Source organism: Acinetobacter sp. YH01020, assembly GCF_013420275.1.
Classification (GTDB): domain Bacteria; phylum Pseudomonadota; class Gammaproteobacteria; order Pseudomonadales; family Moraxellaceae; genus Acinetobacter; species Acinetobacter amyesii.
Genome location: NZ_VOYN01000008.1, coordinates 1 through 20754, shown reverse-complemented (window position 1 = coordinate 20754; position 20754 = coordinate 1). Strand labels below are relative to the sequence as shown.

The following is a 20754-nucleotide window of genomic DNA, read 5'->3' as shown; positions in this document are numbered from 1 at the left end:
ATAACAGTATTATTTCATATAGATAAGAACAAATTATGCATCAGCCCACAGTACTGCTGACGGGTGGCAGCGGTTTTATTGGCACACATCTCATCAAGGCACTTTTAGCTGCGGATTATAAAGTGATTGGGCTCAGTCGTAAGGCTGGGCGTATTTCTAAATCACCACATTTAACTTGGGTACAGCAGCTCGATCAAATTCCTCATGACAGAATTGATTATGTGATTAATCTTGCAGGTGAAAGTATCGGCAAAGGTCGCTGGACAGAGACGCGTAAACAGCAATTATTAGAAAGTCGGGTCAAAACCACAGAAGCGCTGTATCAATATTTACGTAAACGTAAAATTTTTCCGAAATGCATTATTTCAGGTTCGGCTGTTGGCTATTATGGTATTGATATTGAAGAACAATGGACAAAAGTGTGCGATGAAAATGCTGCACCACAAGCCATTTTTATGTCAGAGCTATGCCAAAGTTGGGAGCAAGTCACACGCCAATTTCCTGAACAAAATACCATTATCACACGACTAGGTGTGGTCTTGGCTGAAGGTGGCGGAATCTTACCGCAAATGCTGCGACCGATTCAGCTCAATTTGGTCAACAAAATAGGTTCCGGTCGGCAGCCTTTTGTGTGGATACATATACAAGATGTGATCCGAAGTATGCTGTTTTTAATGAAACAAGCAGAGAAAAAACATGCATTGCTTGAACCCACGCCAATCGATCCGCATATTTTTAATTTAGTTGCGCCTGAAAAATCGACACAGGCTCAATTTGCGCAGATTGCAGCACGTCAATTAGCGAAAAAGCCGTGGCTCAATGTGCCTGCAATTGTTTTTAAAATTTTATTGGGTGAGCAATCGCAATTAATTTTAAATGGTCAACTGGTTCAGCCAGCTGCTTTATTACAGCAAGGCTTTGAGTTTAAATTTCCGACGTTAAAAGAAGCCTTGCAGGATTTATTGGCTTAGTTGAATTTGACCTATTGACCATTATTCGACGCTTAACAATGCATCTTGAAACAGGCGAGTTGGACTATAGTTGTCTGCATTGAATGAAGGCGTTTCCCCAGTCATCAGTTCAGCCAATAACTGAGCTGAAGCAGGTCCCATACATAAACCATTTCTAAAATGCCCAAAATTTGCCCATAGATTGTCGAAATTTGGCATCTGCCCAATATACGGAATCCCTTCAGGGGAAGATGGACGCAGGCCAGCCCAAGACTTCACAATCGGAAAGTTGGCAAGCTCTGGCACCATGTCAAAGCATGATTCTTGAATATGCTGCAAGGTTGTATTTGTTGTCTGAGTATCAAAGCCACATTGGCGCATACTTGAGCCGCAAACCACATGACCGTCTTGGCGTGGAATCAAGTACATGACTTTATTCATGCACATGGTCGGCAACCAGTTCTGCGGGGTTTTAAAGAGAAGCATTTGTCCTTGAACAGGTTGTACTGGAATCTCGATTTCTAAATGTTTGCTCCATTTCGCTGACCAAGCACCTGTTGCCAGTACATATTGATCTGCGAAGTGTTGTTGACCATCAGCAGTCCGAATCGAGACTAATCGCTGTTGCTGTGTATTTAAATCAGTAACAGGGCAATGCTCATGAATGATCACATTGGGATGCTGCTGTAAATAAGCCGTTAAAGACTGCAAAAGTCGCGGATTACGGATGTTGGCTAATTGTGAAAAATAAATGCCATGTGCAAAGCGTGCTGAAATGTGAGGATTAATCTGCTCAATTTGCTCGGATTGCAAATAATCCGCCTGTTGCATCGGGTCTTGGTGCAAACGGGCATAATCTAAGCCGATTTCAAAATCATCTTCGTCAAAAATCAACATGCCAGTTTCATGAATTTCAAAATCAATCCCAGTCATAGGTTTTAATTTTTCATTCCATTTTTGGTAGCTCTGCTTGCCATAACGTGCGAGCGCATTGACTTCATTGGGATATCGCCAAGGATACATCGGGGAGAGGATGCCACCACCGGCCCATGATGCAGCGGAACCTGTGCGTTGTTGGTCGAAAATCGTCACCGTACAACCACGTTCAACCAATTCCAATGCGGTGAGTAAACCACTTACACCCGCCCCAATAATGGCAATATTCATGTTCTTTTAACCGATGAATGTATGAGTTTGATCTTAACTTCAGCAACGCCGAAGTTTTTCTTCCAAGACTGTTTTTTAAATTTTACAGATATAAAAAAGCCTTCCTGAACGTTACCATTTCAGAAAGGCTTTGCAGGTTATTTCATGTCTTTCAACATGAGTGCTGCATCTTCAGCAAAGTAAGTCCAGATCCCATCTGCACCTGCACGGCGGCAGCTCATAAGCGATTCGATAATCACGTTTTCAGACAGCCAACCATTTTGAATGGCACCTGCCAACATGGCGTATTCGCCACTCACTTGATAGACAAATGTTGGAACACCGAAATTATCTTTGACTTCACGGACGATATCTAAATACGGCATACCCGGTTTTACAATCACCATGTCGGCGCCTTCTTGGATATCCAGTGCGATTTCATGTAAAGCTTCTGCACGGTTACCGATGTCCATTTGATAGTTATATTTATTGCCACCTTTGAGGTTGCTTGAAGAACCTACCGCATCACGGAATGGCCCGTAAAAGCTAGACGCATATTTTGCAGAATAAGCCATGATGTTGGTATAGATATGGCCATTGGCTTCAAGGGCTTGGCGAATTGCACCGATACGACCATCCATCATGTCACTTGGTGCAACCACATCTGCACCCGCTTCGGCATGGCTGAGCGCTTGTTTAATTAAGCATTCAACGGTTTCATCATTCAGTACATAGCCGGTATCATCAATGATACCGTCTTGACCATGTGTGGTGTATGGGTCGAGAGCACCATCAGTGATGAGAACCATTTCTGGTAGTTCTTTTTTTAATAAGCGGATGGTGCTTTGGACTAAGCCATCTTCATGCCAAGCTGCTTCAGCCGTTAAGCTTTTATCTTCCTGTGGTGTAACTGGGAACAAAGCTAATTTTGAAACACCCAATTCGAGTAAACGTTCTGCCTTTCTTAGTAACAAGTCAGCAGATAGACGCTGTACGTTTGGCATGCTTGGAATGTCTTGAGTTTGTTGCTGGCCTGGCAACACAAATACTGGATAAATGAGATGATCAGTCGTCAGTTGAGTTTCACGCACCATGGCACGAAGCTGGTCATTTTTACGAATGCGACGCATGCGGGTAGCAGGAAAAGCTGGACGATTGAACGTATAGGTCATAACAATCTCATTGATCAGTATTAAACTTTGACTATTGTAGACGCATAATGAGGGTTTGGCGCACCCCGTATTATTTTTTTATTCAATGACAGCGATTCGAGTAGGCTATGACAGATGTAAATAAGAGTTGGACCGGTAATATTGACCTAAACTCGAAGATTGAAATCGATACTTTATTAAATAACATTGCTCAAGCATTTAACAGCTCCCCATTTTTTGTACACAATGCAATGAAAATGACGGTGATCGATGGTCAGATCGAAGCACGTGTGGACATGGCCAGTAATCTAATAGGAAATGTCGCATTCCAAATTTTACATGGTGGTGTTGCGGCAACTTTACTCGACAGTATCGGTGGTATCTCTGCAATGGCAGAATTGTATAAAAAGGCCACAGCTGAAGATCTAGCAGAAACGAGTAAAAAGGTATCTCGCTTAGCGACCGTCGATATGCGTGTGGATTATTTGGCGCCAGGACGTGGACAGTATTTCGTTGCACGAGCTGAAACCTTACGTTTAGGCCGTAAGGGTTGCACTATGCGTATGACCATGGTCAATGATGAAGGTAAAGCGATTGCAACGGCGATTGCATCGTATGCTTATTAAGCCATTTTTAAGTTAACACATTCAAAATGATGAAAAAATAAAGTCCAGTATTGGCAGCAGGGCATGATTTTATCCTGTTGCCGACGAAAAAAAGACTGACGAGTTACATTTTCTATTCTCAGGATATGATTTTTTAGCTTTAAAATGCCGGAAAATTGAAGAAGATAGACTTTCTCACGACACCATTATCTGACAGCAAAGTTGACATGCTTTGCAAAGCTCATGATGCCATGACCAAGTCTGCTAGATTTAGGACAAATCTATGACAGATACCGTTAGTAACCTGCCAGAAACCCCATCTACAGAGCAGCCCACCGATCAGGAATTAAAAGCACGCAGAAAAAAAGGCCTTGGTATAGTGGCTGTATTGATCGTGATTGCTTTGGTGATGTATTTGATTTGGTCAATATTTCTAAATCATTCCGTCAGTACCGATAATGCCTATGTCGGTGCAGAAACAGCGTCGATTACCTCGATGGTCACGGGGCAAGTGGCAGAGGTTTTGGTGAGTGATACGCAGCAAGTGAAAAAAGGCGATGTGCTTGTTCGCATTGATGCTCGTGATGCTGAAATTGCCTTAGCTCAGGCACAGGCTGAATTACTTAAAGCAAAACGCCAATACAAACAAACTGCGGCGAATAGTAGTTCTTTAAACTCGCAAATCTTTGTCAGTGATGATGCAATTCATAGTGCAAGCGCACAAGTGGCCAAAGCACAAGCCGATCTGAATAAAGCACAAGATGAATTACAACGTCGTCAACAATTGGCTGCTTCAGGTGCGATTTCTAAAGAAGAATTAAGCACAGCGCAGAGTGCTGTGAATACCGCTAAAGCCAGTTTTGATGTGGCACAAGCAGGACTCGCTCAAGCCAAATCTAGTCAAAAAGCGGCACAAAGTAATAAAGCGGCGAATGATGCATTAATTCAAGACAGCAATGAAAATTCAACCCCAGATGTTTTAATTACACAAGCACGTCTACAACAAGCTCAGTTGGACTTAGAACGTACACAAATTAAAGCACCCTTTGATGGTGTAGTGACACGTCGCAATATTCAAGTTGGGCAACGCATTGCACCGGGAACGTCATTAATGATGGTGGTGCCTGTCTCTCAGTTATATGTCGATGCCAACTTTAAAGAAAGCCAATTGGCAGGGGTGCAAGCGGGTCAAAAAGTTGAGCTGACGTCTGATCTGTATGGTGACAAAGTTAAATTTAATGGCATAGTCACTGGTTTTTCTGGTGGCACAGGTTCAGCATTTGCCTTGATTCCAGCACAAAATGCCACAGGAAACTGGATTAAAGTAGTTCAGCGTTTACCTGTGAGGATACGTTTAGATCCAAAAGAGTTGGCAGAACACCCACTACGTGTGGGGCTGTCTATGGAAGCGACGATTGACTTGAAATCGAAGTAATTGCCTATGAATCAGCAAATGCAAATGACTGACCTAAAAGGTGGTCGTCTGATTCTCGCTGCCTTAGTCTTGGCGTTGGCGAACTTTATGGTTGTGCTCGACATGACCATTGCCAATGTATCTGTGCCGCATATTACCGGTAGCCTTGCAGTATCGGCATCCCAAGGGACATGGGTCATTACCTCCTATGCTGTGGCAGAAGCGATTTGTGTGCCATTAACCGGTTGGCTCGCTAGGCGCTTTGGTTCTGTACGGGTTTTTGTGATCAGCCTGTTTGGCTTTACGGTATTTTCGATATTGTGTGGTTTGTCGACCAGTTTAGAAATGTTGGTGTTTTGCCGAATTGGGCAAGGTTTGTTTGGTGGTCCGATTATGCCACTGAGCCAAACGTTGTTAATGCGCATTTTCCCTCCTGAAAAGCAATCCCAAGCCATGGGGATGTGGGCAATGACCACTGTAGTTGGCCCTATTTTAGGTCCAATTTTGGGTGGTACGATCAGTGATAATTTATCTTGGCATTGGATTTTCTTTATCAATATTCCTGTCGGAATAGGTTGTGCAATCGCAGCGATGCGCTTACTGAAAACGGCTGAAACTCCAACACAGAAATTGAAAATAGACCGCGGTGGCTTGCTGCTGTTGGTGTTATGGATCGGTGCCTTGCAATTGATGTTGGACTTGGGCCATGAACGAGATTGGTTTAATCATCCATTTATCGTGGTGCTGGCACTGACGGCATTTGTCGGCTTGATCGTTTTTACGATTTGGGAGCTGACTGAACGGCATCCGGTGGTAAATATACTGCTGTTTAAGTACAGAAGTTTTACCATTTCGGTCTTGGCTTTAGCCTTTGGCTTTGGTGCATTCTTCGGCAGTATTGTCTTGATTCCGCAGTGGTTACAGATCAACTTGGGCTATACCGCAACGTGGGCCGGTTATCTTACTGCAACGATGGGCGTCGGTAGTCTGACCATGTCGCCAATTGTTGCGAAGCTTGCAACCAAATACGATCAACGTGCTTTAGCGAGTTTTGGTTTAAGTATCTTGGGCGGTGTAACTCTTATGCGCGCCTTTTGGACTACGGATGCAGACTTTATGGCCTTGGCTTTACCGCAAATATTACAAGGTTTTGCCGTGCCATTTTTCTTTATTCCTTTGTCCAATATGGCCTTGGCATCGGTACTGCCACAAGATATGGCATCTGCGGCAGGTTTGATGAACTTCTTAAGAACCATGGCAGGGGCAATTGGAGCGTCGATTGCAGTAACCATTTGGGATGATCACACCAAAGTCGCACGCAGTGAAATGGTCAGCAATTTACATGTTACCGAGGTACAAAATACCTTGGTGAATCATGGAATGAGTTCAGAAGCCGCTTTGGGTTACATCTCCAGTTTGGTGGATAAAGAAGCCTTAACGCTTTCAGCCAATCATGTGTTTTTAGTCTTGGCAGGTGTCTTTATATTCGCTGCACTCATCATTTGGCTCTGCCCACGGCCTAAAGCAGGTGTGGGTGGTGGTCATGCACATTAAATATTATCAAGTATAAAAAAAACCGCTTGAATGAGCGGTTTTTTTTATTGCATACGGTGTTGATTGAAAAAAATTAAAGGTCCGAGCGCGCCCGTTTAAGTGCAGACTGCCACTGAGCCAAATGAAATTCACGTTGATCAGCATTCATTTTTGGTTCAAAAGCACGTTCTAATTGCCATGATGCGGCAATTTCATCAAGATTTGAAAACACACCCGCTTTGAGTCCAGCCATTGCGGCAGCGCCCCATGCTGTTGATTCTAAAAGTTTAGGACGCAGTACAGGCACATTTAAAATATCGGCCTGAAATTGCATCAGCATATCATTGCTACTGGCACCGCCATCGACTCGGAGTTCTTTAAGTGGACTAGACAGATCTGACTGCATGGCGGTCAATACATCCGACACTTGAAAGGCAATGGCCTCTAGGGCGGCTCGAGCAATGTGGGATTTATTTGTACCACGTGACATTCCACATAGGAGGGCGCGGGCATCACTGTCCCAATGCGGAGCACCTAGTCCAGTAAAGGCTGGAACCAAAACCACGCCATCGGTATGCTCCACTTGGCACGCGAGTTTTTCAACATCACTGCTTTTTTGAATAATCCCTAAACCATCTCTTAGCCATTGCACGATTGCGCCAGCCATAAACACACTACCTTCAAGTGCATAATGGGTTTGACCTTGAGCTTGCCATGCAAGTGTTGAGAGTAATTTATTATGGCTATATTGAACTTCAGTGCCGGTATTAAAGAGCATGAAACAGCCTGTACCATAGGTGTTTTTTGCTGTTCCTGCTTCAAAGCATGACTGTCCAAATAGCGCAGATTGCTGATCACCTAAAATGCCGGTAATGGGAATGTTTGCGCCAAGTAAACCTGTAGCGGTATCTGCAATATATTCATCTGAACTGATGATTTTAGGAAGGACCGAAAGGGGAATATCAAATAATTCTAAGAGTTCTTCATCCCAAGCTTGTTGCTGCAAGTTCATTAGCATGGTTCGTGAGGCATTGCTTGCTTCAATCACATGCTCTGCACCTTGTGTCAGGTTCCACACCAACCAACTGTCAATCGTGCCGAAAGCCACATGACCTTGCTCTGCGAGTTCACGTAGACCTTGGGTGTGTTCTAATAACCAGACCAATTTCCCAGCACTAAAATAGGGGTCGATACGTAAACCGGTCTTTTTGTGAATGAGGTCATTGAGGTTTTGTTGAGTTAGTTGCCCACACCACTCGGTTGCACGGCGGTCTTGCCAAACAATTGCAGGAGCAAGTGGTTGACCTGTGCGTTTATCCCAAACCACAGTGGTTTCACGCTGATTGGTCAGGCCAATGGCTTTGATGTCTTTGGCGAGGATGCGAGCAGAGGCGAGCGCTTGTTGTACGACGGCAATTTGGGTACTCCAAATTTCCTGAGCATCTTGCTCCACCCAACCCGAATGTGGGGTTTGAATATGGGTTTCCCGTTGAGCTGTAGCTTGAACATGTCCATGTTCGTTAAAAATGATCGCACGACTTGAAGTCGTTCCTTGATCGAGTGCCAATAAATAGCTCATATATTTTTCTTTTGCGGTCTTGAAAAATAAAATATTAACGCAATTATGTAATTAAGCGCAGATCAATGTGTAATTGTTTCGAAATTGCATCGCAATTTTTTGCAGTTATGCTATGATGACGCTACTTTGGGGATGTTTCTGGCTTCGACGCTGGTGATGAAACTCATAGATGCATGTCGAGAGCGCATTTTCTCTCGTAAATCAAATTTGCATATTTTAGTCGCAAACGACGAAACTTACGCTCTAGCTGCCTAAGGGCAGCTTGTCCGCATCCCTGAATACTTGTGGTTAGGGGTCCCGACTGAAGCGAACGCACACAAGTCCGTATAAGATCAAGCCTTGGGGTCTTATACTAAATCTTAAAGGATCGCGATTTGTACCCTGTTCGTCGGGTCACAAAGAGCTAAATCAATAGACGATATCTAAGCATGTAGTATTCTCGAGCGTAGTGCTGGCGGACGCGGGTTCAACTCCCGCCATCTCCACCAAATACCTAACAAAACATGGCAAAATATGCCAAGTTTTAAAACGAAAAGGCTTGATTCTAAAGGGATTGAGCCTTTTTTCTTGCCTAAACATAACTAAATATAACTAGCTACAGTGTACATGCACCGTGTACACTGTCTTGTACATTGCAAGATTTATTGAATCCGTTGGTGTACAAGCCATGAAAAGAACAGAAATTAAACGTAGGCCGTTATCAGATACCGTACTAGCTAACCTTGAACCCGAATCGAAAGAATATAGGGAGCTGGACGGTGACGGCTTATATTTTCGTGTAAAGCCTGATGGTAAAAAAGCATGGCTATTCAGATATAAAAAAACAGATGGTAAGTGGTCGTGGCTGGGTATCGGTACTTATCCTGAATTATCGGGTAAAGGTGCAAGAAAAAAAGCATCTGAGATAATTCAAGACATATCACACGGCGATAATCCCATCATTACCAAACAAGAACGGAAGCGCAAAGAGCTTGAGCAGAATAACGCTACCTTTGAAGTATTAGCACGTGAATGGCTGGACACAAAAGCAAATACTTGGGTACAGGACACCATGACCCGAAATAAGGGCGCACTGGAAAAACACATATTCCCGATTTTTGGGAAACGCTTGTACACCACAATCAAACCGATTGAATGGATGAATCACTTAAAAGGTATTCAACAAAAGCAGGGAATCTATGAACAAGTAAATCGAGTTCGGGCTATGTGTCGTGATATATACGATTTTGCAAAGGTGACAGGCCGTATTGATTACAACCCACTGGAGGGGCTGCAAAAGTTCCTACAGCAAGGTATTAAGCAAAATATGTCGCATGTGAGTGAACAGGAGTTCCCAGCACTACTTAGGGCAATCAATAATTATCCAACTATGGACGTTCGGATGGGCCTACAGCTTTTAGCTATGCTGTTCTGCCGACCTACCGAGCTAAGAGAAGCCAAGTGGCATGAGTTCGACCTAGATCAAGGGGTGTGGAATATCCCAGCCGAACGTATGAAGAAACGCCGTGAGCATGTCGTACCTTTATCCACTCAAGCGGTGGTGATATTAAAAGAGTTGCAGACCTACCAAACCAATTCAGATTATTTATTTCCGAGCAGATCAGATAAAAGTAAGCCAAAGTCAGACACGGTTTTTATTATGGCCTTGCGCCGTATGGGGTATGAGGGCAGACAGACACCGCATGGATTTAGGCATATTGCCAGCACCTTGTTAAACAATCGTGGTTTTGATGAACGTCATATTGAAGCAGCACTGGCACACGTAAAGGATGGTGTAGCAGGGGTGTATAACAAGGCTCAATATTTAGATGACAGGGCAAGCATGATGCAATGGTACGCCAATCATTTAGAAGAAATTGCAGATCAGAGCATTATTCAATTTAAAAAAGCACAGTGATAAGGCTTGTCGCACTACTAGCCAATAAATGCACAAATATAGGTAAATATAGATTATATTTGTTTTGCTAGGTATAGGCAGGCCAGCCGACAAGCAAGTACCCAACTTGTTTACCTAGCTACTTTTTGGGGATGCTGTGGGAGGCATTGATTTTGAATTTAGAATTTCTGAATAAACAGCAGGCTATATCTTATTTTAATAAGCAAACTAATTTAGATATAGATAGAAGAACTTTCTTAATTTACTGTCTAGAAAATGAAATCCCTATTAAATATAAAGCTATCACTGACTTTAATGCCATTCTAGGCTTTTTTATAAGTGCTGATGAGTATAACCAGCTTAGAGAACATCGAAGTATTGAAGTAGATTTTGCGGAGAGAGAAGATAATACTATTTTTGCTCAAAAGAATTTTAATGAGCAGGTAAATTCACTCGCTTACAGCTTTCTTCAACAAAACCTCACTAAAGAATATAGTGATAATTTGCCCTTAACCAAGATGAATGCCCTTGTAAAAGCCTATGAACTTATTAAGGAAACGCCAGAATATATAGAGTTATTAAGCAAAAAAGAATCTATAGATAGGCTGTATCAAATCAAGGAGGCTATCAGAATAATTTATCTGGATGATGTCAGTGGTGGATTAGCATTCCATGAAGAAAATATGTTTTCTGTGAAAAGCGGTATTTACGATTTTTTAGACAGTTCGCTTAGTGTTAAAGGCCTTATTCAAGCAGAAATAAAAAGCTACAGAGATGGTTTTTACGATAGCTGTATACCAACTGAAAGCAGATTTTTTATTAGTGATAACTTGTTTTATTGGAAGGCTGATAAAAAAGAAAAAGACATATTTGACAGTTTTTATACAGATGAAATTTTCCAGCAAGGATTTTTGAAAGCTGATATTGATTTGCTAATCAAAAAGCTATTCCAAAAAGAAAAAACTGTAAAAGAAGCAAACATGTTGCATCCTAGAACTGCCAACAATGCCTCAAAAATAATTAGTGCCTTATGTGAATTGAACGGACTGGATATTACTCAACCTTATGGAAATTCCAACAAGGAAATAATGGGTGTGCTTGATCGACTGGGAACACCATTAAGCAAGGATGTTGTAGGCGATTGGCTAAAGTTAGCTCATGAAAATACAAAATAAATTCTAACTAGGTAGCAACTAAGTCTAACTAGAACTATAAAGATTTAATAATCAACAAAATAAACCCACTATATTTTTGTATGAGTGGGCTTTTTTATGACTATCAAACCAATCCGTATTCAATTTAAAACAGCTTGTGAACTACTGGACATAAGCCGTGAATCATTGCGCCATATCGTGCGTACAGATGCCACATTTCCCCGACCTATTAAGACTGGCGACACCAAACAAGCACCAGTCTATTTCGACTATACCGAGCTTGTAGAGTGGCATAACAGCCAAAAGCAAAGCCTTGCAACGATGGAGGCTTAATCAATGAATAACACCCAATTAAAACAAGTCCTAGCACACCTCAAGCAAGGAAAAACTATTTCACAAGCCGAGGCCATTGACCTTTTTAACTGCTACCGCCTGAGCGCAATTATTCAGCGTTTACGAAATGCAGGCTATGACATTGCGACCCATAACGAGCGCAATAAGTCAGGCATTGGCCGACATGCACGTTATGAGCTTATGAAAGAGGTGGCAGCATGAACATGAACCCATCTATTTTTAATTTCAATGAACACGGCGTTCGGATTGTCTTAGATGACAGTAAAGAACCGTGGTTTTGTTTGACTGATGTTTATAAATCTTTAGACATAAGCCGTACATCACGACTATTTCGAGAGTTAGATTCAAAGGGTGTGGCGGATTGCCACATCCTCACAAATGGCGGTACTCAAAAGCTCAAGTTTATTAATGAGCCGAATCTATACCGCATTATTTTTAGATCAAATAAAAAAGAAGCGTTGAATTTTCAAAACTGGGTATTTGCTGAGGTACTGCCGAGCATCCGCAAGACTGGGAGCTATTCAGCAAGACAGACAGCCTATGAAGAATTAAACCGCCTATGTATGCAGGAAAAGACCCAAAAGGCTAAAGGTTCATTTCATGGCACTGGATTAGTGAACCATCGTTATTCAATGCGAGATTTAAACCTAAGAATTACAACATGCAAAGCAAATTTACAGCTTACTTTTGAGGGGGTAGACAATGAATAAACATGTACACCCTGAGTTTTTCAAAGCCTTCGACCATTACAAAGCAATGGTGAAGCAATACGGAGATGACCACCCCATCACAGAGCAGGCCCTCATTTTGACAATGCACTACACGCCTGAGCATATCAAAGAAGAAATGCACCAAAAGGCGAAGGAATTAAACCTATTGCCACCGCCAAGCGGTTACACGGATGACGGCGAACCTATGTACCGCCTAGAGGACATTGCAAAGCATTTTGGTATTAGCTTTGAAGAAGCAGAGCAGCAGTTATTGAAAATGATGGATAACCGCCAGCAAGTCGGACTGTCTAATGATGGCGTTTTGATTAATTCAGATATTCATATCAATCGTGTGCAGTGAGGTGAAATCATGAAAGACATCGTACTAGCTTCATATCGCACTAACACCGAGGCAGATATTGAGGCGGATTTAATCGTAAACAATGAGGCTTGTAGTTTTATCGAACTAATCACTGTAGGCGGTGGAGTTCAGGCCATTGATGACGGTATGAAGCAACTTATGCAAAACCCTCAAGCTACTGGCGTTGTGGTGCTGCATGGGGAGAGCTTACAGCAGCTTATTGATGCTTACTTGAAAGGGGCAGAAGCATGAAAAACAAATTATTCGATATTGCTAACATGCCGAAGTATGGTTATGCTGTAGACCTCTCAAAATCTACTAGCGTCACCCCACAACGTCATTGTGGTTTTATTGTGCCTAAGTTTTGCAAAGCCTCTCAAGCTGTGCAGAAAACAAGCGCAAGCGTTTCAGCTACGCCAACAAGGCTGCAATCCCTCTATGAGGGGCAGACACGACAAAATAAGTCAGCAGTGGCGAATATGTCGGGCGGTTCTAGTAGACCGAGAGTGATGCCCCTCACCAGTTTTAAACATGGTGAAATTTCTCAAAACTCAAAATTACTAGGAGGCAATCATGCCTAATCAAATCAATAAAACCGCTCAAAACTTTTTAGAAAATTCTCAAGTGATTATTGAATCACTGCAAGGTACATTGCTTCGCTTATATGTGAGCTATGACCAGCACGACATATCCGATAACAAAGCAAAGGCGATGCTTGAAGTATGCGAAACGCTGGCAAATGCTGCTTTAGAAGATATTGAAAGTGCGAGCGCAAAAACAATACTAGACATCTCAATGATTGTTAGCCTTGCTACTGGCATTTTATACACGCTTGAAGAACTGGCGCATTTAAACCTAGCAAAAAGCCATACAGCAGCAGCTATAAACGGATTAACTCTAGTTTGTAGCACATTAAATGAATTGCTAGAAACTGCGGTGAATTATGTGATGAAAGGGGGCAGCCACAATGCTTGATTATGACCACCCCAAAGAACTAATAACACCCGATGCCATTTTAAACGAATGCGCACAGCTTGTATCGTTTAATGATGCTTATTCATCACATCCATTAATACAGCGTTTTGGCAGTCCTGAGCAGCCAATCTGTGTTGATGATGGCAATGTGGATATAAACGGCGTTACCTATGCACAGCCTTTGATTATGCCTATTTATGATGGGCATCTTGAGCTTGTTCAATGTGCTGTCATGCAAGATGGGCAGCGTGTAGCTGTCATTCCTGATGGACTGGCTAGAGGCTTTGCAAGGTATGGTGATTTTGACCATGACAAGCCAGTAATCATTACTTATGGACTGGAGGCATTTTTTAAGATTGCACAAACTGGCTACGCCGTTGCATTGGTGATACTGCCTACCCTATGCAGCAACCATAAAACAGAACTCAAGCCGTATGATTTTGAACAAATACAGTTCGTTATTAACCAGCTATCACAGGCAGGCTATAAGCAGCTTTATTTGCCAGTCAGAATTGAACAAATGCACCTTGAGCCATTTAAAAAGCTGGAGCAGAACACGGCGGTTAGGCTGCTATGCCAGTATTTAAAAATGGGTGTAAGTGAATTTCAAATCGAATTGGCCCAGCATGAAAGTGTAAGTGAGGTGTTGGCGTTTATTGATGAAGCTATAGAGTTGTTAAGCAAGCCTACTGAGTGGGGCGAGTTATTGCCGTTATCTCAATCAGAAACCGTTTTAAATCCTTATCCGATACATGCGTTGCCACCACTGGCACAGGAGGCAGTAAGGGCTATTTCTGAGCATGTGCAATCACCAATTGCCATGACCGCTCAATGTGTTATTGGTGCAATGTCACATATTGCTCAAGCTAAAGTTAATGCTCCCCATCCATTTAATGCACACGGCGAGCCATGCAGTTTATTTTTGCTTACAGAGGGGCAAAGTGGCAGCCGTAAGAGTACAAGCCGAAACCTAGCGGATCAGGCCATTATTAAGCACGAGCGCAAGCAGTACGAGGCATACAGGCAAGAGCTGGAGCAATGGAAAAGCGGACAGGCTGGATTACCTAAAAAAGACCGTGAGGCATATTGTGCAGAGAATCCACCACCTAACGACCCTAGCACCCTATACAGCGATATAACCCTTGAATCTATTGCAGGGCTTTTCATTGACGGCGTTTTAAGTAATGCGTCCATTGCCAGTGATGAAGCAGGGCAGTTTTTCGGCGGTCATAGCATGAAAGCCGATACACGTAACCAAGCACTAGGAGGCTATGCAAAGTTATTTGATGATGGTTTTGTGGAGCGTACCCGATCCAAGTCTAATTTGAACGGCAGTGGACGAGCTTATGACGTTCGATTGACGTTTAATTTGCAGGGACAGCACGAAGTTCTAGCAGAAGCATTAAAAGACCCAGTGCTAAGGGGGCAAGGTTTTTTGCCTAGATTCATTCTAACCATCCCCGAAAATCTAGCAGGCACACGCCTACAAGATGCAATCTATCGAAATAAGAATGCAAGCATTGACCATAGGCTTATAGCCTACTGGACACGTTGCGAATATCTACTTGATGACTGCCCTCAAGTGAAAGCCGAGCATGAATTGCATAATGGGCGATATGTTCTGCCTATGAATGAAGAAGCAAAGGAAATAGATGCAGCGTTCTACAATATGTTTGAAGAATTACAGGGCAAAGGGAAACGCTACGAATACCTACAGGCGTTCGCTAGTCGTGCCAGTCAATTAGCACGACGTTTAGCTACTGTGTTCGCTTATTTTGAGGGCTTGCAGTGGATTGATGCCAAAACCCTAAAGGGAGCTTGTGAGGTTGTTAAACATTCATTAAATGAGTGGGCGATGTATGCAGACATTGAGGTTAAAACCGAAACGGAAGCGGAACGCCTTATTAAATGGATTGCCAAAAAGTGCAATGACCAAAAGACCGACCGCATAGCGTACTCAAATGTTCAAACCTCATGCCCTAGACCAATGCAAAAGAATAAAAACCTTTTGGAGATGGTTGTGGAGCAGTTGATTGATTCAAATCATATCAAGATCGAATCCATAGGGCGTACAAGGTACGTTGTAATTCACCCTTTTTTAGTAGAATCGTGACTAAGTGACTAAATGGGCCTGAAAGCCTTACAGCACAAGGCTTTTCACTTAGCAGTCATGGTTTGACTAAGTGACTAAGTGACTAAATGGAATTAATCATTTAATTTTTCCGTTTAGTCATTTAGTCATAGCGGTTTTAGGTGACTGCTAAACAGAGAGCCTTATATATCAATAGTTGCAGGGCTATTTAGTCATTTAGTCAGACTTTTGAAGAAAAATATATAAATTGAGAATTGAACAATGCCAAACGTAAACAAAGTAACTGTGATGGGTGTACTAGGCCGTGACCCTGAAACTAAACAATTTCCCAACGGTGGCAGCATTACTACATTCAGCGTTGCAACTACTGAGTTTTGGAAAGACAAGACCACTGGAGAACGTAAAGAGGCAACGGAATGGCACAGAGTCACCACTAACAACCGTTTAGCCGAGATTGCCAGTAAGTACCTCAAGAAAGGTGGGAAGGTTTATATAGAGGGTTCATTGCGTACAAGGAAGTGGAAAGACAGCAAAGGAGCGGATCGGGAAATAACCGAGATTCGAGCCGATGAACTGCAATTGCTTTAATCGAAGCTCCCTAAATATGGGGAGCTTTTTTATTGGCTGAATGGTCATTATCACCATGCAGATTCAACTATCACGGAAATCGTGACAATAGAATAAACAGCTTTATATCGGTGCAGTCTAATTAGATTAAAAGCATCTCTTTCATAGGGTTTGTTTCACAAAAGCATTTCTTTCATAGGATTGTTTCGCAAATTGAAGAAATGGAGTGATTACACCTCTATTTTATCTAGGTACGTCTAGCAAAAACGGCCATATTTTAGATATACGACACACCTTTGATTTACCTTGACAGCAACCGACTACAAAGCACTATAAAAACCATGCCAAAGCCTTTATATGTAGGCGTTACAGCCATTTTATTAAAACTGTATTTCGTCAAAGTACGTCAAGGTAAATAAATCAATTCTGTGTCGCTACGTGTCGCTAAATCTTGCATGACAGGATTTTTTTATTTGTTTGACAAGGTACTCATAAAAACACCTATAAAAATGCACTCAAAGCCAAGCTATACAAGGCATACAGTGTTTTGATGTGGATTTGATTCCGTACAACTACGTCCAACAAAAAGTACGGTTTTGTCATGCTACGTCATGCTAAATTTTGCTTTACAGGGTACTTGTAAGAAATGCCACCTATGCCGATTACAGCAAGGCATACAGCGATTTAATAACTTTGATTCTGTATAGCTACGTATAGCAAAACGGCCTTTTTATAGGGGTGTAAGTTGAGCCAAACAGCGCCGTGATGTTGTCGTCTTAATTTCAGGTTTTATCAGGTTTAATCGTTGGGTTTTGCTGGGTTCTAATTTCAAGTTTTATCAAGTTCAAAGGTTAGGTTTTGTGAGGTTCAATCTATCAGTGACGGCTAACCAGTGGGGGGGGGTTCATAACTTATGGACTGGCCCAAAGCGGATACCGCAGCCAATCGCACGTATAAAAAATTTCTGTTTTTGTTAAAAAGTTAACTTCTTGTTAACTGCTACGGCGTTCTAAATGTCAGGTTTAAAGGCTTTTCATGTCAAAGAAAATGTCAAAGGTTTTTCAATTTAATACAGATACTTGGGTCATAAATTCAAAAAATAATGTCAAAGAAAATGTCAGGTTTTGTCAGGTTGTGAACTTAGGATTACTTAGGATTTACGCCGTTTACAATGTTAAGTTTTGATAAGTCCGAGCAGTAAACGGAAAGTAGTATTTTGTAGTAGTACGGGCCGTAATCTAACCGTCCTAATGTCAAGTTTTGTCAAGTCCAGACCATAACAATTGATAACAAATGCAGCGTTTTGAATGTCAACAATTGTTAACAGGTGCAGCATTTTGAATATAAGGTTTTATAAGGTTTTGCATTTTTAAAACTGAAGTTTTCTATAGTAGGACGGTGCAAAATTGCGTTGGCTAAATTCATGTTTTAAAAGCAGACCTTAAAAGTGAGTTTTGTACGTGACTATCAGTCACTCACAAAGATAACCCCAACTTTGGGGGAATCTCTTAACTACCTTTAAAGTGTAGTAGCGGATCGGGAACATTCACCCCACTGGGGAATATGCTCAAATTTGAGCGCATCTAAACAACCAAGCTACTTAATCAACCACTTGGACGGCTAAGTTAATTTAGGATTGCGTTATCGTTTCGGTAATCACCGAAACCCATGCAAGTGACCAGCTCAAAGATAGTTAGTGAGTAGCTTAAAGATACTCACAAAGGATAGGATTATAAATCTGATCCTACCTGAGCCACCAATAAGGGGAGCAGCTTTAAATACTCTATTCCGCTTCAATTAAATGATGGGAGCAAAAAAACACAGCAAGCCGAGGGGGAGTGTTTTTAACTCCTGAGTTCGCCACCCAGCATGACAACCAAACCCGAAGAAATAGCCTAGCAACATATAATTTGTACACTGTGGTGTACACTGCGATTTTTGTATAAATATTAAATTATATAAAACAGTTATTTAGCAAATTTGTTCAATTGACGCCATCCCACCAAAATTCAATTCAGAGATGTTCGACTGAATGTAAAAAAGCCCTTAAATTCAATGTTTAAGGGCTTTTTTATTGGCTGTATTGTCCGATCCTGTCCTAAGCTGTGTGACCCAATTTTTGCCTTCTGTGGGTAATTATTGGGAAAATTTACCCAATTATTTTTAGTCTAGATAGAGGGTAAATACAGATGAAACTCACAGATACGGAATGCAGAAAAGCACAGCCCCAAGATAAGCGTTATCGTCTTTCTGATGAAAATGGCTTATCACTATTGGTCACTCCAGCAGGGCAAAAATATTGGAATGTGCGCTATACCGTTCATGGTGAGCGTAAGTCAGAGTCACTGGGTCCATATCCTGATATGAGCTTAAAGAAAGCAAGAGAGCTTGCCCTTGAACTGAAATACAAGCATTCCAAGTCAGTTTTGCATGAAGACCTTAAGCCATTCTTTAAAGAGGTGGCGGAAGACTGGTTTGAGAATCAAAGAGAAACTTGGTCATCTAAACATATCAGTAATGTGCGAACATCTTTGGATGAGCTTTACATTACTCTTGCAAATAAGCGAATCAATCAGATTCAGGCACCTGAGATCTTGCAGGTTATTAAAAAAATTGAAGCCAGAGGTTCTACTGAAGTAGCTAAACGTACGCTATCTCGATGCGGTATGGTGATGAAATATGCCATAGCCCACGGCTATCGATATGATAATCCTGCAAGTGATTTGGTTTATGCGCTTAAGAATAAAAAAGTGAAGAATTTAGCATCATTACCTGAAAGTGAAATGCCTGAATTTCTTAGAAGGATTAAAGCCTATCCAGCAGATGCTCAGACTCACCATGCAATCATTCTGATTATGCTGACTGGTGTTCGAGTAAGTGAATTACTGCAAGCACGTTGGGAAGAGTTTGATCTTGAAGAACGAAAGTGGGATATCCCTGCTGAGCGTATGAAGAACGGTTTACCCCATCGTGTGCCTTTAACGGATATGATGATTGATGAGCTTCAGGCATTACGTTTAACACATAACCAAAACTTATTATTTCCACATCGATTAAACAATAAAGAGCCAATGCGTAGTGAATCGATTTTGGCAGTGATTAAACGTTCTGGTTATGCCGGACGAATGACCACACATGGCTTTAGATCGCTATTCAGTACTGTATTGAATGAGTCAAATTTGTTTAATCCAGACGCTATTGAGCGTCAATTAGCTCATGTACCTCAGAATAGAATTCGATCGGCATATAACCGAGCACAGTATTGGGATGAGCGTGTAAAGATAATGGAATGGTATAGTGTTGTAGTAAAGAACTGGATGTATAAAAATTAAAAGAAAGCTTAAAAGCTTTCTTTTAATAATTTATTTATTTCAAAGATTTTATTTTTGATTTTTTCTTCAGGTAAAATAGAATATTCTGAAGTTAATTCATTTTCTAAAAGAATACCCTCTAAATGTTCATTCTTTAAATAAGATGTTGCTAACAAATGAGTTATATACTTTATTTTGTATTCAAGGTTTTTGTTTTTCTGATCCAAATCAAAAATTTCTTGCTTATTGCTATCAATTATAGATTTGAATGCTTCTAATTCTATTTCTTTGGGTTTTAATTTTTCAATCTTTCTCTGTATGTTTTTATCATTAATATGTCCGGTTATAATATTTTCAATAACATGTTCTTCACGAGGAAAACTATATTTTTCTTTAATTATTTTAATTGAATTTACTGTTTCTTTAGATAATTTATATTGTTTTTTAATTAAAGATGAATCTTTTTCTTTGTTTTTAAAAGTGCGAAATTTAGGTTTTAATTTATCAAAACAAAATTTTGATATTTTTATAAAATTGCCATTTAATGATGCTTTTTCAGTTGGGGGGTTATTTTGGATTCTATCAAAGATATGAATTTCTCCATTACCTCCTATTTGGCTTGTCAATAACCCTGTAGGGTTTAATGGATTTAGTTCATGCTGAATAAATCGTATTTTAATTGTTTTTTCTTTGTCTAACCACTCTTGAAGAGTAATTATAGGTCTGGTCATAATTCCACCATGTATTTTTTTACAAATTAAACGTTATATTTAATTTTAACATAATTAAAAACATAAAGTTATCTATCATGTTAACAAATATGTTAACTTAACGTTAAGTTTTAAATAATAGACTTCCTTCATAAATCATTTTTCAATCAATTTAATTGTTTATCTTTCACCCAATCTAAATTGTATATGCCAGCAAGTAAATTAAACCGCAGGTTTAATCGTTTACGACGATTTCTATATACACA

Annotated in this window: 20 protein-coding genes and 1 other RNA gene; 17 read left to right on the top strand and 4 right to left on the bottom strand. The window is 41.1% G+C overall.

Features of this window, described 5'->3' with window-relative positions:
* The first annotated feature begins 35 nt into the window (after positions 1-35).
* Positions 36-971, top strand: coding sequence for a TIGR01777 family oxidoreductase (locus FTT85_RS04980; protein ID WP_168379055.1), 936 nt, complete (start codon positions 36-38; stop codon positions 969-971).
* A 21-nt stretch (positions 972-992) separates the two neighbouring features.
* Here the strand turns inward: FTT85_RS04980 and thiO are convergent, their stop codons facing one another.
* Together thiO and hemB are read right to left on the bottom strand one after the other, a co-directional pair.
* Complete coding sequence (thiO, locus tag FTT85_RS04975) at positions 993-2117, bottom strand: glycine oxidase ThiO (protein ID WP_180183022.1); 1125 nt, start codon at positions 2115-2117, stop codon at positions 993-995.
* 137 nt (positions 2118-2254) lie between these two features.
* Positions 2255-3268, bottom strand: coding sequence for a porphobilinogen synthase (gene hemB / locus FTT85_RS04970; RefSeq protein ID WP_111885258.1), 1014 nt, complete (start codon positions 3266-3268; stop codon positions 2255-2257).
* A gap of 107 nt (positions 3269-3375) precedes the next feature.
* Between hemB and FTT85_RS04965 the strand changes: the two genes are divergently transcribed.
* The 3 genes from FTT85_RS04965 to FTT85_RS04955 all read left to right on the top strand — a co-directional run bounded on the left by FTT85_RS04965 (position 3376) and on the right by FTT85_RS04955 (position 6820).
* A complete protein-coding gene (locus tag FTT85_RS04965) occupies positions 3376-3873 on the top strand; it encodes a thioesterase family protein (RefSeq protein ID WP_180004269.1) in 498 nt (165 codons plus the stop codon).
* 262 nt (positions 3874-4135) lie between these two features.
* Positions 4136-5287: an efflux RND transporter periplasmic adaptor subunit gene (locus FTT85_RS04960; RefSeq protein WP_180110795.1), complete on the top strand. Its 1152-nt coding sequence runs from the start codon at positions 4136-4138 to the stop codon at positions 5285-5287.
* 6 nt (positions 5288-5293) lie between these two features.
* Positions 5294-6820, top strand: coding sequence for a DHA2 family efflux MFS transporter permease subunit (locus tag FTT85_RS04955; protein WP_180183021.1), 1527 nt, complete (start codon positions 5294-5296; stop codon positions 6818-6820).
* A gap of 73 nt (positions 6821-6893) precedes the next feature.
* Here the strand turns inward: FTT85_RS04955 and glpK are convergent, their stop codons facing one another.
* The gene (gene glpK / locus FTT85_RS04950; protein WP_180183020.1) at positions 6894-8378 is read right to left on the bottom strand and encodes a glycerol kinase GlpK; all 1485 of its coding nucleotides are present in this window, start codon (positions 8376-8378) and stop codon (positions 6894-6896) included.
* Between the two features lie 128 nt (positions 8379-8506).
* Here glpK and ssrA point away from each other — a divergent pair.
* The 13 genes from ssrA (at position 8507) to FTT85_RS04885 (ending at position 19799) form a co-directional block, all read left to right on the top strand.
* Positions 8507-8866: a transfer-messenger RNA gene (gene ssrA / locus FTT85_RS04945) on the top strand.
* A 179-nt stretch (positions 8867-9045) separates the two neighbouring features.
* Complete coding sequence (locus FTT85_RS04940) at positions 9046-10275, top strand: tyrosine-type recombinase/integrase (RefSeq protein WP_180183055.1); 1230 nt, start codon at positions 9046-9048, stop codon at positions 10273-10275.
* A gap of 152 nt (positions 10276-10427) precedes the next feature.
* Positions 10428-11429 carry a hypothetical protein gene (locus FTT85_RS04935; RefSeq protein WP_180183019.1) on the top strand — a complete coding sequence of 334 codons (1002 nt, stop codon included), beginning with the start codon at positions 10428-10430 and terminating at the stop codon, positions 11427-11429.
* Positions 11430-11525: 96 nt separating this feature from the next.
* The gene (locus FTT85_RS04930; protein WP_180183018.1) at positions 11526-11741 is read left to right on the top strand and encodes a transcriptional regulator; all 216 of its coding nucleotides are present in this window, start codon (positions 11526-11528) and stop codon (positions 11739-11741) included.
* Between the two features lie 3 nt (positions 11742-11744).
* Positions 11745-11963: a helix-turn-helix domain-containing protein gene (locus tag FTT85_RS04925; RefSeq protein ID WP_180183017.1), complete on the top strand. Its 219-nt coding sequence runs from the start codon at positions 11745-11747 to the stop codon at positions 11961-11963.
* A 2-nt stretch (positions 11964-11965) separates the two neighbouring features.
* Positions 11966-12472 (top strand): BRO family protein, encoded by a 507-nt coding sequence (locus FTT85_RS04920; protein ID WP_180171096.1) that lies wholly within the window; start codon positions 11966-11968, stop codon positions 12470-12472.
* Positions 12465-12833, top strand: coding sequence for a hypothetical protein (locus tag FTT85_RS04915; RefSeq protein WP_180183016.1), 369 nt, complete (start codon positions 12465-12467; stop codon positions 12831-12833). The genes FTT85_RS04920 and FTT85_RS04915 overlap by 8 nt, the downstream gene beginning before the upstream one ends.
* A gap of 9 nt (positions 12834-12842) precedes the next feature.
* A complete protein-coding gene (locus FTT85_RS04910) occupies positions 12843-13085 on the top strand; it encodes a hypothetical protein (RefSeq protein ID WP_076753173.1) in 243 nt (80 codons plus the stop codon).
* Positions 13082-13414 carry a hypothetical protein gene (locus tag FTT85_RS04905; protein ID WP_180183015.1) on the top strand — a complete coding sequence of 111 codons (333 nt, stop codon included), beginning with the start codon at positions 13082-13084 and terminating at the stop codon, positions 13412-13414. The genes FTT85_RS04910 and FTT85_RS04905 overlap by 4 nt, the downstream gene beginning before the upstream one ends.
* On the top strand, positions 13407-13808 hold the full coding sequence (locus FTT85_RS04900; protein ID WP_180183014.1) for a hypothetical protein: 402 nt from the start codon (positions 13407-13409) through the stop codon (positions 13806-13808). Before FTT85_RS04905 ends, FTT85_RS04900 begins: the two co-directional genes overlap by 8 nt.
* A complete protein-coding gene (locus tag FTT85_RS04895) occupies positions 13801-15921 on the top strand; it encodes a DUF3987 domain-containing protein (protein ID WP_180183013.1) in 2121 nt (706 codons plus the stop codon). Before FTT85_RS04900 ends, FTT85_RS04895 begins: the two co-directional genes overlap by 8 nt.
* 240 nt (positions 15922-16161) lie before the next feature.
* Positions 16162-16488 carry a single-stranded DNA-binding protein gene (gene ssb / locus FTT85_RS04890; protein ID WP_180183012.1) on the top strand — a complete coding sequence of 109 codons (327 nt, stop codon included), beginning with the start codon at positions 16162-16164 and terminating at the stop codon, positions 16486-16488.
* Between the two features lie 2168 nt (positions 16489-18656).
* Entirely contained in the window at positions 18657-19799 is a 1143-nt protein-coding gene (locus FTT85_RS04885; protein WP_180183011.1) for a tyrosine-type recombinase/integrase, read from the top strand.
* Between the two features lie 8 nt (positions 19800-19807).
* On the opposite strand, the gene FTT85_RS04880 is transcribed toward FTT85_RS04885, so the two are convergent.
* Complete coding sequence (locus FTT85_RS04880; RefSeq protein ID WP_180183010.1) at positions 19808-20509, bottom strand: hypothetical protein; 702 nt, start codon at positions 20507-20509, stop codon at positions 19808-19810.
* Between the last annotated feature and the right edge of the window lie 245 nt (positions 20510-20754).